The following is a 15287-nucleotide window of genomic DNA, read 5'->3' as shown; positions in this document are numbered from 1 at the left end:
CATGGAATTATTTGCTACGACGGCGCACCTGCCAGCCGACCAAGGCCAGACCTGCCAGCAACAAGGCCATGTTTTCCGGCTCTGGGACTGCACTGACATTCAGTGAGGCGGTGTAGCCAAAACTAGTCGCCAGCTGGTTTGCGGCGTTGTTACCGCCAATCATGATGGTGTAATCCCCTGCCCCCAGCAGAAACTTGCCGGTGACCACATCGGTCGCTGTGGTCGCAGAGCCCTTGTAGATAAAACTGCTCAGTTCGCTGTCGATGCCAATCACATCGCCGTCACCGCCCATTTTCCAGTTGCCCAGTGCGTTCCAGCTGCCATCGGTGTCGGTATACGACTTGTTGGAGCCCAGGTTGGCTTGCGCCCAGCTGTAGCGCCAGACGATAGAAGCGTTGGCACTATCGTAATCGGCACTGGTTTGCGTGCCAGGGAAAACACCGCCAGTTCTGATGGCCGCCAGTCCACCGTAAATAGAGAAAGCAGGTAACAGATCGGCAGAGGTTGCATCGACGCTGAAATCCACCCAGGCATTGTTTTGCAGGGTGAAGCGGAAAGCGCGGCCGATATGGCTATCGCCCAGATTGCCGTCAGCGGCGCCGGCCCAGCCATAGTTGGTATTGACGGTGGTGGTAATACTATTGCTGGCATTCACCAGGCCAGAGAATGTGCCAAAGTCACGCCCGGTATAACTTAAATGCGCCCAGGCAGGTTGAGTGAGTCCCAGCAAGGCCAGGGCCAAAAAGGTTTTTTTCATATACTTTTCCTCAGAAATATTTTTTGTAAACGGCATGCCCCCTACTGGTCAGCTACCAGCAGGGTGAGCATCACACATCAGGCGGCGAAGACTTGCCTGGCATCCCGATCGGGTTGCCAGCGGATAAGCGCGCTGATGTCACAAGCGAAATAAGAGCAAAGTTTACCCAGATGCTCAGTGCATGCGTTGTAAGAAGGATTTTTGACCATGCGATGCAAGGTCATGCGGCTGATGCCGGTAGACTCAGCGATTTCTTTGAGGGTGATGTGGCGTTTCCACTCCACCTGTTTGGCAAATATCATTGCCTGAAGGTTGATGACGATCATGTCATGACTCCATATGTGCCTGGATTACAGGCATACCCATAAACCGTCTACATGACAGACGGCACTAGATTGAGTAATGTGGAGTCAGTGGGGGTGCGCGCGTGGGGTGCGCGGTGGAGTAAACACTTGCGACAACCGGGGCCTGATAGCTGCTTAAAGCAATCTCGGCCTGGGCTTGTTGAAACAGAATGTAAGCTGGATTGGGCTGGGGCAATACCACATCATCCATCGCCATATGGCAGAACGGACAATGATTGAGATGATGTCCCAGTGAAACCGGTTTTTGTGAAGGCTGATAGTCAATCAGGGTAGCGCGCAGTTTTCCTTGCGTGGTGATCACCTGAATGACCAGTTTGCTGCCCTGCGAGGAACACACTTCCTGAATAAAGCTTTTGCCTGCTTGCATGGGAAACGCGAGGCTCAACGTCGGCACGAGCGCAGCCAGCATGATTGCCATCAAGGCCATGCGTGCCATCCAACGTTGAAATTTGCGCGTCACCATGCCGCCATTTTAACGGCAATCCTTTAAAATAAACAATAGCCTCTTCATTGACACAGGACAAACCATGGCCACTCCCAGCCTGCTGGCACTATTAGATGACATTACCACCATGCTGGATGACGTTTCCGTCATGAGCCAGCTCGCGGCCAAAAAAACAGCGGGGGTACTGGGCGATGACCTGGCACTCAATGCCCAGCAAGTCACAGGGATTGCCGCCAAGAGAGAGCTGCCAGTGGTGTGGGCGGTGGCGCGAGGATCGCTGCTGAACAAACTGATTCTGGTGCCTGCAGCGCTGTTGATCAGTGCGTTTTTACCTTGGCTGATCACCCCCTTGCTGATGCTGGGAGGGGCCTTTCTGTGCTTTGAAGGCTTTGAGAAAGTCTGGCACAAACTGCGCCATGACAAGCACTCGGACACCAGTGAACAAGCGATCCACGCCGCCATGCAGCAACCTGAGACAGACCTGGTCGCCCTGGAGCAGGAAAAAATCAAAGGCGCTGTACGGACGGACTTCATTCTGTCCGCCGAAATTATTGTGATTGCCCTGGGCGTTGTCGCCGATGCAGCGATCACGCAGCGTATTCTGGTGCTCTCCCTCATTGCCGTCGTCATGACACTGGGGGTGTATGGCCTGGTCGCTTTGATCGTCAAAATGGATGATATCGGCTTATGGCTGATGCAACGAAGCGGTTATCATCTTCTGGCCTCTGCCGCACGCAAAACAGGTTGGGGCATGGTGCAAACGGTCCCCTACCTGATGCGCTTGCTCAGCATCGTCGGCACCGCGGCCATGTTTCTGGTCGGCGGCGGCATTCTCGCCCATGGCACCCCCCCCTTGCATGCGCTGATTGAGCAATCTCCACAGTGGACGCTGTTGTGGAACGCCTTGATCGGCATATTGGCGGGCGCTATCTGCTTCGTCTTAATCCATATCGCGATGATATTTAGAAAGAAACACTAGTTTTTTTTCTAAGCCCTTGTTAGAATTACCTAAAAAGGGGGCTTCATGATACTTTCGCGCAAAGTAATAGTGGTTGCTTTATCGGTTTCCGTTGCTTGCTTGCTCGGTTCTTTGCAAGCAACACCCGCTCAAATGTTATGGCTGGATAATGTGCACTGGTTTGTCACCAATGCGGCCTGCCTGATTCTGGCGCTACTGGGTTATTACCGCAGCCATCTCTCACACCGCCCCTGTAAACGCTGGTTTGTGTTTGGTACCTTGGCCTATTTTACCGGCGGCGTGCTCTGGATATTTGAAGTCCTCACCAAACAAACCAATTTCCCCGCCCAGTCCGATATTTTTTACCCCCTCATGGGCGTATGCCTCATCATCGGCTTTATCACCGCCTTACGCAGCCAGCTTTCTGCGGCCAAAACCTGGGCATTCTCGATTGACACTATTTCATTCAGCATTGCTGTTCTCAGCTACATCCTAATTTTATATTTGCCACAATCGTCCGAAGTCAGCCCACTACAGCTGGCCGTGCTCAGTGCCTACCCTGCCAGTTTACTCAGTGCTGCGCTGGTTTCCCTGCTATTGATCCCATACCTGCGACCGGCATGGATGATGCCCTGGCTTATGCTCAGCGCGGGGTTGACCTTGCTGGGCGCATGCTGGATGCAATGGAACCTCAACGCACTCAACCACGTGCCTCAAACTAGCCTCTGGACCAATTACGGTTTTTCAGCGGCAGACCTGTTGATCGGCAGCGGGCTGTATGGCTGGCAAGTCCGCATTGCCAAGCGCGTGTCTTATCACAGGCAATGCAGACGCGTTCGCGGCTTGATTCCAGCCATTACCTTTATTTTTAGCATGTGTACACTGGCGCTCATCTGGTGGCAAAGCGGCCCGCACCCCTATGCCTATTACATTGCCATCGGCTCAGTCATGATGATCCTGGTGTTCTCGGCCCTGCGGCAAAGTATCTTGCTGCGTGAGAGTGAAAAACTGCTACTCGCCGAAAATCTGCTGGCCGAAAAAGAACGCCAGTTCCAGCAGTTGTCGCGCAACGACCCGCTCACGCGGCTTCCCAACCGGCTGGCCATACACACCCTGCTAGAACACGCCATCATCACGGCAGCCGATGCCAGCGACACCGTCGCCCTGCTCATGATTGATTTAAAGCATTTTCAAAGCATTAACGACAGCTTCGGCCACCATACCGGCGACTTGTATTTACTGGAGATCGCACAGCGCCTGCAATATATCACGCACGAATCTGGCGAGTTAGGCCGTGTGCATGGCGACAAATTTGCCCTGATTACCTCGCGGAAAACCGATGCCGAACTGGTTCATCTGGCAAACAATTTATGCAGAATTGTGCATAAGCCCGTGCTGATTGAAGGACATGAATTGATTCTGGATGCTTATATCGGCATCAGCCTGTTTCCGCGTGATGCAGAAGATGCAGAACAGCTGGCACGCAATGCCAACACTGCACTCGCACATGCCAAGCACGGCACCCAACATCCGTATTTATTCTATTGCAAAGAACATACCCGACTGGCCCAAAACCGCTTCAAGCTCGACGTGCAGCTGCGCAAAGCCATCAAAAAACAAGAATTCTTTTTGCAGTTTCAGCCGATTTTCAGCCTGGGCAAACAACAACCGGTCATCTGCAATATTGAGGCGCTCATCCGCTGGAAAACCAACAAGGGAGAGGTGGTCTCCCCGGCTGAATTTATTCCCTACGCCGAACAGTCTGGCCTGATTTTACCCATGGGCGAATGGATTATTGCAGAAGCATTCAAGCACTGGGCCAAGCTGGTTAAAGACAGTGGTCATGAGGTGGGCCTTTCAATTAACATCTCCCCGCGGCAATTTCGTGACCATAGCTTGCCACTGCGCATTGCCGGGCAACTGCAACGCTATCACCTGCCGGCCCGCTTGCTGACCCTGGAAATCACCGAAAGTGCCGTCTTTGAACATGAAGAACAAGCGCTGGAAACCTTAAAACAATTCAAGGCTATTGGCGTGCGCCTGTCGCTCGATGATTTTGGTGTAGGCAACTCATCGCTGTTTAAACTCAAACACCTGCCCCTGGATGAACTCAAAATTGACCGTGCCTTTATGATTGATGTACCGGAAAGCAGCGCCGACAGCGAAATTGTCAGCACCATTATCAAAACAGCCGGCATCCTGGGCTTGTCCGTTGTGGTAGAAGGCATTGAAACCGAAGCGCAGCTTGAGTTTCTACGCAAGATCGGCTGCGATTGCATCCAGGGCTTTCTGCTGGGCCGCCCGATGGATATCCAAGGCATTCCGCCCCTGTTAGTCGCGGCCAAGACACAAACGCTGAGCGCTTAATCTTTGACGCTTTCAGCCTACGGCTTAAAACTGCAGTTTGAGCTGTATAGTCACGGCATCACCTTCCAGCACACTCGCCTGCTTGCGAATTTCTGCCTTTAAAAACAAGGCATAGCGCTTGTGATCAAATACCGGAAAAATCGAGGTTTGCCACGTCAAGGCTGAGGCTGGAATAGATGGGGCGCGGTTGGAAGTGATACTCGCAGTGACCTTGACCGCCCCCCAGCCGCGGCGTTTGGTTTGATGGTATTGGCTAAGGGTATGAATTTCGTCAGAGATGTCTGGCGGCAAGCTGACGTAATGCCAGGTGCTTTTGCTGCCTTGCCAAAGCCTGATCACATCAGTAAACGTATATTCCAGTCCATCCATCACCACCTCACTCATCGCAAGTCACCAAGACCCGCGCTCACCTGACTGCATAACGCGGTTTCAGGAGGCCGTGGGTTGTTTAAAACTATCCAGCATCAACATACCCACACCGACGCAAATGGCACTGTCTGCCACATTAAACGCAGGCCAGGCCCATTGCTGATAATAAAACAGCAAAAAGTCCACCACATAGCCGAGCGTGAGGCGATCATAGAGATTGCCCAAGGCGCCACCCAACACCAGCGCCAGCCCCAAACAGAATAACTTTTTCTGCGGATGTTTGACCAGCAAATACACCATCACGGCAGAAGCTAGCGTCGAGACCGCCGTAAAAAAGCCATGCTGCCAGCCGCCGGCATTGGCCAAAAAGCTAAAGGCCGCGCCGGTGTTGTGGTAACGCACCAGATCAAAAAAACCGGTCACTGGCACGTGCTCGCCATAGACAAACATGCGCTGGATCAGGTGCTTGGTGTAGAGATCAAGCGCGATGACAATGGCGCTTAACACCAGCCATGGCAGAGCCGAGCGAACATTAGGCATAGTTGCGCACTTCACCTTTGCCAAACAGGTTGCTTACACAGCGGCCGCACAGGGTCGGGTGTGCGAGATCAATGCCGACATCCGCACGGTAATGCCAGCAACGGTCGCACTTCTGGTGTGCGCTCGGCTTCACCAGGATTTTCTGCGCTGACGCATCGGCCACTTTATAGGTGATCGCGCTGGAGGTGATCATGACAAAGCGCAAGTCATCCTGCAGGCTGCTCAGGGCTTCAAACGCCTCGCTGGTAACATGAAACTCGAGCTCGGCTTGCAATGAAGACCCCACCTTGCCTTCGCCACGCAACACTTCAATCTCTTTGGCAGCTTGCGCGCGCAAGGCAATAACAGTTTGCCAGTGCTGTAATTGCGTGTCACTCAAGCCATGGGCAGGCAATGCATACCAGTCTTCTTCAAACACGGTCGCCACAGCATCCAGTCCCAAGGTCTGCCAGATTTCATCTGCCGTAAAACTCAAAATCGGCGCCATCAAACGCATCATGGCATGCGTGATGTGATGCAAAGCACTCTGTGCCGCACGGCGTGCATGCGAGGTTTCACCGCTGGTGTACAAACGGTCTTTGAGGATATCAAGGTAAAAACCACCCAAGTCTTCAGAACAGAAACTCACAAATTTCTGTACGGCCAGATGGAATTCGTATTTGTCGTAATCGGCCAGAATACCCGCTTGCAATTGATGGGTCAGATGCAGCGCGTAACGGTCAATTTCCAGCCACTGATCAACGGGCAACAAGTCTTTGCTGGCATCAAAGTCAGCCAGGTTAGAGAGCAAGAAGCGCAAGGTATTGCGGATACGGCGATAGCCATCGGCCACGCGCTTGAGGATCTCGTCACTGATGGTCAACTCACCAGAATAGTCTGTCGAGGCCACCCACAAGCGCAAGATATCTGCGCCATAGGTGTCCATGACCTTTTGCGGCGCAACCACGTTGCCCTTGGACTTGCTCATTTTGTGACCAGCACCATCCACCACAAAACCATGCGTGAGCAAAGCCTTGTAAGGCGCGTTGCCATCGATGGCACAGCCCGTCAGCAAGCTGGACTGGAACCAGCCGCGGTGCTGGTCTGAGCCTTCCAGGTACAAGTCAGCCACGGGCTGGTGTTCAGCTTCACGCAGGTTAGCTGCCGCTGACAGGCTAGCATGATGCGCTGAACGCACCACCGCGTAATGCGTGGCACCAGAGTCAAACCATACGTCTAACGTATCAGTGACTTTTTTATATTGCTCGGCATGTTCAGGCGCATGCTGCGCAAGGAAAGCGTCGCCATCCAGGCTGAACCAGGCCTCGATGCCCTGCTGCTCCACCTGTTTGCACACAGTTTCCAGCAACTGCATGGTCTGTGGATGTGGCTCTCCGGTTTCTTTGTGCACAAAGAACGGCATAGGCACGCCCCAGTTACGCTGGCGGGAGACACACCAGTCCGGGCGGTTTTTGATCATCGCCTCTAAACGGGCACGGCCCCAGCTCGGGAAGAATTGTGTCGCATCTACGGCTGTGTTCGCATGTTCACGCAAGGCTTTGCCATCTTTACCAACAGAGTTCATGCCGATAAACCACTGATGCGTTGCCAATTGCATCAATGGCGTTTTATGCCGCCAGCAATGCGGGAAGCTGTGGTTCAAACGGGCAGAGGCAAACAGCACGCCGTTTTCCTGCAATTTCGCCAGAATAACTTTATTCGCATCCTGGCGGCTCAGGCCACGGATCTCAGCCAGCTCAACCAGTTCGCTGCTAAAGAATTTGCCATCGCCACCAATCAAGACACGCGGTTTCTCGTTAGGGAAATTAGCGCGCATCACCAGCCAGTCATCGTTACCGTGCGCAGCGGCCGTATGCACTAGACCTGTACCTGCATCAGTCGTCACGTGGTCACCGGTGATCACTGGCACCTGACGGTTATCGAATGGATGCTGTAGCAACAACCCACGCAAAGCTTCACCTTTGCAACTGGCTAACACAGAACTATTTTCCTCTGCATACCTAGCCAAGGTCTTTTCAGCCAAGTCACGAACCAGGATCAACAATCCTTTGCTGGTGTGGATTAAATCGTACTCGAGTTCAGCATTGACACTCACCGCCTGGTTGGCAGGTAAGGTCCATGGCGTCGTGGTCCAGATCACGGCATAAGCATCACCATTCACTGTTGTACCAAATGCTTTGCTTAACGCAGCGTTGTCCACCACTTTGAAACCCACATCAATCGCAGGTGAGTTAACGTCCTCATACTCCACCTCGGCTTCAGCCAGCGCAGAACCGCAGTCCACGCACCAGTGCACGGGCTTGGAACCCTGGTACAAATAGCCATTCTGGTAGATTTCGCCCAAGGCACGCATGATATCGGCCTCGGTATTAAACGCCATGGTCAGGTATGGGTGATCCCAATCGCCCAGCACCCCCAGGCGAATAAAGTCTTTTTTCTGCTTCTCGACCTGCTCGGCGGCATAGGCGCGGCACAGCTCGCGGAACTTGGCCGGGTCTATATTTTTGCCATGGTTTTTCTCGACCACCAACTCAATGGGTAGGCCGTGGCAATCCCAGCCTGGCACATAAGGCGCGTCAAAACCACTCATGGTTTTGGCCTTGATGATGATGTCTTTCAGGATTTTATTGACGGCGTGACCAATGTGAATATCGCCGTTGGCATAGGGAGGGCCATCATGCAGGATGAACGCTGGCGCACCTTTGCGCTTGGCGCGGATACGCTCGTAGACCTTGCGCTCCTGCCAGCTTTTTAACCAGGCGGGTTCGCGCTTGGACAAATCACCACGCATGGGAAAGCTGGTTTCAGGTAAATTCAGTTTATATTTTGAATCTTTGCTTTGGTCAGTCATTTAAAATTCTCAAATCGTTTTAACCACAGATAAACACAAAGGCACACAGATATTCTGCGTCGGCTCCCAGCAATTGCTTGGTTTTTATCTGCGTTTATCTGTGTGTATCTGTGGCAAAATAGCTTTTTGCTGCTGCAGTATCCAGCGCAATTTGCGCTTTCAGCGCATCCAGTCCGGCAAACTTTTGCTCGTCGCGCAGTTTGTGAAAAAACTGCACATGCACATGTTGACCGTAAAGATCACCATTAAAATCAAACACATGCACTTCGAGTTTAAGCTTGGGGATGCCTTCCAGCGTCGGGCGATTGCCCAAATTGGCCACAGCCGGTAAATTGTTCAATTTTACCGCATAAACCCCTGTCAGTGCAGGCCGTTCGTGGCGCATATGGACATTGGCAGTGGGGAACCCCAGTTGCCGGCCCAGCTTGGCGCCATGGACGACCTTGCCACTGATGCTGTAAGGCCGCCCCAGCAAGGCCTGCGCTTTGAGCAACTCACCAGCCGCCAGCGCATCGCGCACCAAGGTGCTCGACACACGCTCACCTTGCAGCTGCACTTCTGGTAAGGGAATCACATTAAACCCGTGCTCAATCAGGGTTTGCACACTGCCCGCCCGCCTGGAACCAAAACAGAAGTCCTCGCCCACCATCACCACATTGGCGTTGAGTTGCTCGCGCAGCACTTGCATAAAAGCGGCTGGACTCTGCCCGGCAAACGCCTGGTTAAAGCGCTGCACATAGACATGCTGCACACCACACTCGGCAAAATACTCCAGCTTTTCGCGCATGGAGGCCAAACGCGCGGGGGCATTTTGTGGTGTAAAAAATTCACGTGGATGCGGCTCAAAGGTCATGACCGCTGGCGTAATCTTGTAGGTTTGCGTGTAGGCAATCAGCTGCCTGAGCAAGGCCTGATGCCCTAAATGCATGCCATCAAAATTACCGATGGCAATCGCCTGCGGCGTTTGAGCCGCTGGAAAATGACGAAATATTTGCATTATTTGGCCACCCGCTTCATAAAATGTTGAGGCCTAAAGCCTAGTAAACCTAAGGCTGAAAAGTAAACTGCCATACCCAAGACCACCACGCCCGCCAGATGCAGCATGCGCGTCAAGGCTGGCATGGCTAACCAATCCCCCACCCAACGATCTGTGGCGTGCAATGCCAAGGCCATCAGGGTGACCGCAACGAGCAGCTTAAACAGAAAGCGGCCCCACCCTGGCTGCGGCTCGAACGCACCACTTTTTTGCAACATAACCCACAGCATGGTTGCATTCAGGCAAGCGCCCAAGCCCACAGCCAGCGCCAGCCCGGCATGCTGCAATGAAGTAAACAGCAAAAAGCCCACATTGAGAATTTGGGTCATCACCAAGGTAAAAATCGCAATTTTGACCGGCGTTTTGACATTTTGGCGTGCATAAAAGCCAGGGGCCAGCACCTTGACCATAATCAGGCCCAGCAGGCTCAGGCTATACGCAATCAGGGCGCGCTCGGTTTGCGCCACATCGACCGGTGTGAATTTGCCGTAATAAAATAGACTCGCCACCAATGGTTTGGACAGCACGGCCATCGCCACAGCCGCCGGAATGGCCAGCATAAAGGTGAGGCGCAGGCCCCAGTCCAGCAATTGCGAAAACTCGGCGCTGGATTTATCCACATGCGCCTTGGATAAGCTGGGCAACAAAATCGTGCCCAATGCCACGCCCAGCACCCCGGTCGGGAACTCCATGAGACGGTCAGCGTAATACAGCCAGGACACACTGCCTGTGGGCATGAATGAGGCAAAAATGTTATTCAACACAATCGAAATTTGCGCGACAGAAACGCCAAAAATCGCGGGCCCCATGAGCTTAAGGATGCGGCGCACGCCTTCATCTTGCAAATTCAGTTCGTAGCGCGGCAACATGCCTATCTGTTGTAAGTAAGGCAGTTGATACAGCAACTGAATAATCCCGCCGACAAACACGGCCCAAGCCAGTACATACACCGAGTTGTGAAAATGCGGGGCAATAAAAATCGCAGCGGTGATAAAACTCAAATTGAGCCACACGGGCGTAAATGCGGGCACCTGAAACTTGCTGAAGGCATTCAACACGCCCCCCGCCATCGAAACCAGCGAGATAAACAGGATATAAGGAAAGGTAATGCGCAACAGCTCCGTGGTGAGTGCGAATTTGGCCGGGTCGCTCACAAACCCAGGCGAGGTCAGCCGCACGATCAGCGGTGCTGCCAGCATGCCCACAATGGTGATTCCGACCAGAAACAGGCCCAGCAAACTGGCAACATGGTTGATCAAGGCCCGGGTCGCTTCTGGCGTGCGTTGCTTGCGATATTCGGAAAGGATAGGCACGAAGGCCTGACTAAACGCCCCTTCGCCCGAGATCCGGCGTAATAGATTAGGAATCTTGAAAGCGACAAAAAAAGCATCGGTGGCCATCCCCGCGCCAAAAATACGGGCAATCAAGGTGTCACGCACAAATCCCAGCAGACGCGAAATAAAGGTCATGCCACCCACGGTGGCCAATGCTTTGAGCAAATTCATAAATGGTGGAAAATACAGGCCCTGGTTTATTTTTTAACCGTGAGCCGCTCCCAACGAACGGCTGACTGATTAAAAATTTGGCCGATTTTACCATGCAGGCATCCGCAGTCGAGGAAAATGCGTTTTTATCTTGCAAAAACAAAGCGAAAACAGTATGATGCACGGTTTCGTATCACACCCCTTTTGAAAGTTACAGGATAAAACGAATATGGCAAATACCGCACAAGCTCGCAAACGCGCGCGCCAATCCGTCAAAGTTAACGCGCACAACGCTGCGTTACGTTCAACTTTGCGTACTGCGATCAAAAAAGTAATCAAAGCGATTCAATCTGGTGACAAAGCTGCTGCTGTGGCTTCTTACCAAGAAAATGTCAGCGTGATCGACCGTATCGCTGACAAAAAAATCATTCACAAAAACAAAGCTGCTCGTCACAAGAGCCGTTTGACTGCAGCAATCAAAGCATTGTCCGGTGACGCACCTGCAACTTTGGTTTCTGTGAAAAAAGCAGCAGCCCCTAAAGCCGAAGCTGCACCAGCTAAAAAAGCTGCCAAGCCTCGCGCGAAAAAAGCCGCTGAATAATTTCAGTAGGGGTGCATACTAAAAAAGCCGGACAGATGTCCGGCTTTTTTATTGCCTTGATCTATTGATTACGATGATCTAGCGCATTATCGAAACCGCTGTTGCTGTTATGATCACAGCTGAAAATGCAATCTTTGCCCAGGAGAGCCCTTTGAGTTTTATTGACAAAAACTTGCTTGAGAATGAAGTGGTGATTTACCGCGCGCAGATGCACTGGATTATTTTCCTGAATACCTTCATCTACTTGTTGTTGAGCGTATTGGCATGCGCATTTAATCTGCGCTTGGCACAATCCAACCAGCTATTATGGGCGATCAGCCTGCTCGGCCTGTTGCTGGCCTTAATCAGTGGCATCAGCAGCTATATCCGCTACAAGACCTCTGAATTTGCCATTACCAACAAACGCGTTCTGATCAAGATTGGCTTTATCAGACGCCACTCGCTGGAAGTATTGCTCCATAAGGTGGAGGGCATAGGCGTCAATCAAAGCATCCTCGGCAGAGTGTTAGGCTTTGGGACGATTACCGTCACAGGCACAGGCGGCACCAAAGAAACATTTGACCTGATTGCTGCACCGCTTGAATTTAGAAAGCAGGTACAGGCAAACCTCTCCTAGCCTGCCTGCTTCAGAGCGAAAAAAAGCCCGGATGACCGGGCTTTTTTGATGGCGCTGGCAAACAGTTATTCACCAATATGTAACTCGCTACGCGCCACTTTAGCGGCATTCAACACAGCCTGCGCATCATCGCCAATCACCGTGAAATGGCCCATTTTGCGGCCTTTGCGCGGTTCATGCTTGCCATACAAATGCATTTTGAGGTTGCCGTGGGCAAAGGCTTTATCCCAAGCCGGCTCTACCTGTTTACCACTGTACAGCCAGCTATCGCCCAGGATATTCACCATGACCGCATCGCTATGCAAGCGCGGACTGCCCAAGGCTTGGCCGGTGATCACGCGCACTTGCTGTTCAAACTGATTGGTGACACAGGCATCGATAGTGTAATGGCCAGAATTGTGAGGGCGTGGCGCAATCTCGTTCACCAGCAACTGGTTGCCCACCACAAAAAACTCAACGCCCAATACGCCGACATAATTGAGCTTGGTCGCCAGTTTTTTGGCCAGCTCTTGCGCATTGGCTTTGATCACTTCAGAACAGCGCGCCGGGGCGATACTGACATCCAGAATGCCATTCAAATGGCTGTTTTCTGCCGTGGGGAAAGCGGCAATGTGGCCGTGCGCATCGCGCGCCAGCACGACAGACACTTCCAGGTCCAAAGGCAGCATTTTCTCCAGCACGCAGACTTCTTGCTTAAAGTCCTGAAAGGCAGCGACCGCTTGCTCACGGCTAGCAACACGCGCCTGACCTTTACCATCGTAACCGAAGCGCGCCACTTTGAGCACGGCAGGATACATCTCACCATCGGCGGGCAAGTCGCTCTCCGTCATCACCGGCACAAACGGACCCACCGGCAAGCCAGCTTCTTTAAAGAACGTTTTTTCTTTCACACGATGCTGGGCAATCGCCACCGCATCCGCGCTCGGATGCACGACGGTAGACTTAGCCAAGGTAGCCAGCGTCTCGGCCGGTACATTCTCAAATTCGGTAGAGATGGCCTGACAGGTTTCCGCCATGGTTTTCAGCGCGGCCGCATCGTCATAGGCTGCACATAAATGCACATCGGCAATCATGCCTGCCGGACTGTTCTGGTCAGGGTCCAGCACAGTGACTTTATAGCCCATCTCGTGCGCTGCGATCACAAAAAAGCGACCCAGCTGGCCGCCGCCTAACATGCCCAACATGGCAGGAGGTTGAATCACGGATGATGTCATGGTTTTTCGCTCAACTCCATTGCATGCACTTTTTCAGCTTGTTTTTTGCGGAAGGTAGTTAATTTTTCTGCTAACACCGGATCTTGATTGGCCAGCATCGCCACCGCAAACAAACCAGCATTGGCCGCACCGGCATCGCCAATGGCAAAGGTCGCCACCGGGATGCCCTTGGGCATTTGCACGATGGACAACAGGGAGTCTTGCCCTTGCAGATGTTTGGAAGGCACAGGCACACCCAACACTGGCAAGGTGGTTTTTGCTGCAACCATGCCAGGCAAATGTGCGGCGCCCCCCGCCCCGGCAATAATCACCTGAAAGCCATTGCCTGCGGCAGACTCAGCAAACTCAAACATCAGGTCTGGCGTACGATGGGCAGAGACCACGCGCGCTTCATAAGCGACACCAAAGTCTGCCAGCATTTGTGCAGCATTTTTCATCACCGGCCAGTCACTGTCCGACCCCATAATAATGGCTACCAAAGGTTTACTCATCCCGTTACCTTTTAATCAATGTGTTCACTTGTCATGCATAGATCGCTTCTGCAGCCATCTACGTTTGCTTATAACAACACCAGATTGTCCCGGTGTATCAATTCTTTTTCTTCCACATACCCCAGCACGCTTTCTATTTCACTACTGGGCTTACGTTTAATCCGTCGTACTTCATTGGCATTGTAATTGACGATGCCTCGTGCCCATTCCTTACCCGCGGCATCGACGCAAGCCACCACATCGCCGCGCTCAAACTGGCCTAGCACATCCACCACGCCAATCGGCAGCAGGCTTTTACCCTCTTTGGTCAGGACGTTCACTGCGCCGTCATCCAGCACCAATTTACCACCCACGCGCAGATGATCCGCCAGCCATTGCTTTTTAGCCAGCGTTTTCATTCTCACGGCTTGCAGGTGCGTCCCAATCGCCTCGCCCTGACTCAAACGCACCAGCACTTCCGGCTCGCGCCCTGAAGCAATCACGGTATGTGCGCCACTGTTGGCGGCACGCTTGGCGGCCAATATCTTGGTTAACATGCCGCCAGTACCCACTGAGCTGCCTGCGCCGCCTGCCATGCTTTCGAGCGCAGGATTGCCTGCGGTTTCAAAATTGATAAACACGGCATTCGGGTCTTTACGCGGATCGGCGGAATACAGGCCTTTTTGATCAGTCAGGATGATCAGCGCATCTGCTTCAATCAGATTCGCCACCAGCGCACCCAGGGTGTCGTTATCGCCGAAACGGATTTCTTCAGTCACCACCGTATCGTTTTCATTGATAATCGGGATGACATTGAGGTCTAGCAGTGTGCGCAAGGTGGAGCGCGCATTGAGGTAGCGCTTGCGGTCGGCCAGATCTTCGTGGGTGAGCAGCAATTGCGCCGTGTGCAACCCGTGTTGCGCAAAGCATTGTTCATACATTTGCACCAGGCCCATTTGGCCAACGGCCGCAGCGGCCTGCAGCTCATTGATCTCTACCGGGCGCTTTTTCCAGCCCAGTCGCTGCATGCCTTCGGCAACCGCACCACTGGAGACCAGCACAACTTGTTTGCCTTGCTTGACCAAGGCACTGATTTGCTGTGCCCAAGCGGCAATCGCCGTCTTATCCAGGCCCTGACCATTGTTAGTCACCAGGCTGGAACCCACCTTGACGATCAGGGTTTTACTGTCTTGTATGAGTGAAACGCTCATAAA

At 52.8% G+C, this 15287-nt stretch carries 15 protein-coding genes; 4 read left to right on the top strand and 11 right to left on the bottom strand.

The genetic code is table 11. The features are described 5' to 3' along the window. Positions 1 to 7: 7 nt before the first annotated feature. The 3 genes from ACFQ1T_RS06230 to ACFQ1T_RS06220 all read right to left on the bottom strand — a co-directional run bounded on the left by ACFQ1T_RS06230 (position 8) and on the right by ACFQ1T_RS06220 (position 1585). Positions 8 to 757, bottom strand: coding sequence for an FxDxF family PEP-CTERM protein (locus ACFQ1T_RS06230; RefSeq protein ID WP_379074897.1), 750 nt, complete (start codon positions 755 to 757; stop codon positions 8 to 10). A gap of 77 nt (positions 758 to 834) precedes the next feature. Next, a complete protein-coding gene (locus tag ACFQ1T_RS06225; protein WP_194748582.1) occupies positions 835 to 1083 on the bottom strand; it encodes a helix-turn-helix domain-containing protein in 249 nt (82 codons plus the stop codon). A 64-nt stretch (positions 1084 to 1147) separates the two neighbouring features. Beyond that, positions 1148 to 1585, bottom strand: a complete 438-nt coding sequence (locus tag ACFQ1T_RS06220; RefSeq protein ID WP_379074894.1) for a DUF2946 domain-containing protein — start codon at positions 1583 to 1585, stop codon at positions 1148 to 1150. Between the two features lie 64 nt (positions 1586 to 1649). On the opposite strand from ACFQ1T_RS06220, the gene ACFQ1T_RS06215 reads away from it, so the two are divergent. After that, positions 1650 to 2546, top strand: coding sequence for a DUF808 domain-containing protein (locus ACFQ1T_RS06215; protein ID WP_379074892.1), 897 nt, complete (start codon positions 1650 to 1652; stop codon positions 2544 to 2546). 132 nt (positions 2547 to 2678) lie between these two features. Then, positions 2679 to 4892 (top strand): putative bifunctional diguanylate cyclase/phosphodiesterase, encoded by a 2214-nt coding sequence (locus ACFQ1T_RS06210; RefSeq protein WP_313987373.1) that lies wholly within the window; start codon positions 2679 to 2681, stop codon positions 4890 to 4892. A gap of 24 nt (positions 4893 to 4916) precedes the next feature. Here the strand turns inward: ACFQ1T_RS06210 and ACFQ1T_RS06205 are convergent, their stop codons facing one another. The 5 genes from ACFQ1T_RS06205 to murJ all read right to left on the bottom strand — a co-directional run bounded on the left by ACFQ1T_RS06205 (position 4917) and on the right by murJ (position 11193). Beyond that, positions 4917 to 5276: a DUF1905 domain-containing protein gene (locus ACFQ1T_RS06205; RefSeq protein ID WP_379074888.1), complete on the bottom strand. Its 360-nt coding sequence runs from the start codon at positions 5274 to 5276 to the stop codon at positions 4917 to 4919. Positions 5277 to 5321: 45 nt separating this feature from the next. Further along, entirely contained in the window at positions 5322 to 5801 is a 480-nt protein-coding gene (lspA, locus tag ACFQ1T_RS06200) for a signal peptidase II (protein WP_379074885.1), read from the bottom strand. Beyond that, positions 5794 to 8652 carry an isoleucine--tRNA ligase gene (ileS, locus tag ACFQ1T_RS06195; RefSeq protein WP_379074882.1) on the bottom strand — a complete coding sequence of 953 codons (2859 nt, stop codon included), beginning with the start codon at positions 8650 to 8652 and terminating at the stop codon, positions 5794 to 5796. Before ileS ends, lspA begins: the two co-directional genes overlap by 8 nt. A gap of 94 nt (positions 8653 to 8746) precedes the next feature. Beyond that, positions 8747 to 9649, bottom strand: coding sequence for a bifunctional riboflavin kinase/FAD synthetase (locus tag ACFQ1T_RS06190; RefSeq protein ID WP_379074879.1), 903 nt, complete (start codon positions 9647 to 9649; stop codon positions 8747 to 8749). Further along, positions 9649 to 11193: a murein biosynthesis integral membrane protein MurJ gene (murJ, locus tag ACFQ1T_RS06185; protein WP_379074876.1), complete on the bottom strand. Its 1545-nt coding sequence runs from the start codon at positions 11191 to 11193 to the stop codon at positions 9649 to 9651. Before murJ ends, ACFQ1T_RS06190 begins: the two co-directional genes overlap by 1 nt. Before the next feature lie 208 nt (positions 11194 to 11401). Here murJ and rpsT point away from each other — a divergent pair, with 208 nt between their 5' ends. After that, entirely contained in the window at positions 11402 to 11773 is a 372-nt protein-coding gene (rpsT, locus tag ACFQ1T_RS06180; protein ID WP_194748589.1) for a 30S ribosomal protein S20, read from the top strand. A gap of 151 nt (positions 11774 to 11924) precedes the next feature. After that, on the top strand, positions 11925 to 12389 hold the full coding sequence (locus tag ACFQ1T_RS06175) for a PH domain-containing protein (RefSeq protein ID WP_379074872.1): 465 nt from the start codon (positions 11925 to 11927) through the stop codon (positions 12387 to 12389). A 65-nt stretch (positions 12390 to 12454) separates the two neighbouring features. On the opposite strand, the gene ACFQ1T_RS06170 is transcribed toward ACFQ1T_RS06175, so the two are convergent. The 3 genes from ACFQ1T_RS06170 to proB all read right to left on the bottom strand — a co-directional run bounded on the left by ACFQ1T_RS06170 (position 12455) and on the right by proB (position 15284). Then, positions 12455 to 13603 (bottom strand): 5-(carboxyamino)imidazole ribonucleotide synthase, encoded by a 1149-nt coding sequence (locus ACFQ1T_RS06170; protein WP_379074866.1) that lies wholly within the window; start codon positions 13601 to 13603, stop codon positions 12455 to 12457. Beyond that, the gene (purE, locus tag ACFQ1T_RS06165; RefSeq protein WP_379074863.1) at positions 13600 to 14094 is read right to left on the bottom strand and encodes a 5-(carboxyamino)imidazole ribonucleotide mutase; all 495 of its coding nucleotides are present in this window, start codon (positions 14092 to 14094) and stop codon (positions 13600 to 13602) included. The genes ACFQ1T_RS06170 and purE overlap by 4 nt, the downstream gene beginning before the upstream one ends. Positions 14095 to 14162: 68 nt before the next feature. Next, the gene (proB, locus tag ACFQ1T_RS06160; protein WP_379074860.1) at positions 14163 to 15284 is read right to left on the bottom strand and encodes a glutamate 5-kinase; all 1122 of its coding nucleotides are present in this window, start codon (positions 15282 to 15284) and stop codon (positions 14163 to 14165) included. Positions 15285 to 15287: the final 3 nt, after the last annotated feature.

The organism is Methylophilus glucosoxydans (assembly GCF_042676145.1).
Lineage (GTDB): Bacteria > Pseudomonadota > Gammaproteobacteria > Burkholderiales > Methylophilaceae > Methylophilus > Methylophilus glucosoxydans.
This window is presented reverse-complemented; position numbering and strand designations above follow the sequence as displayed.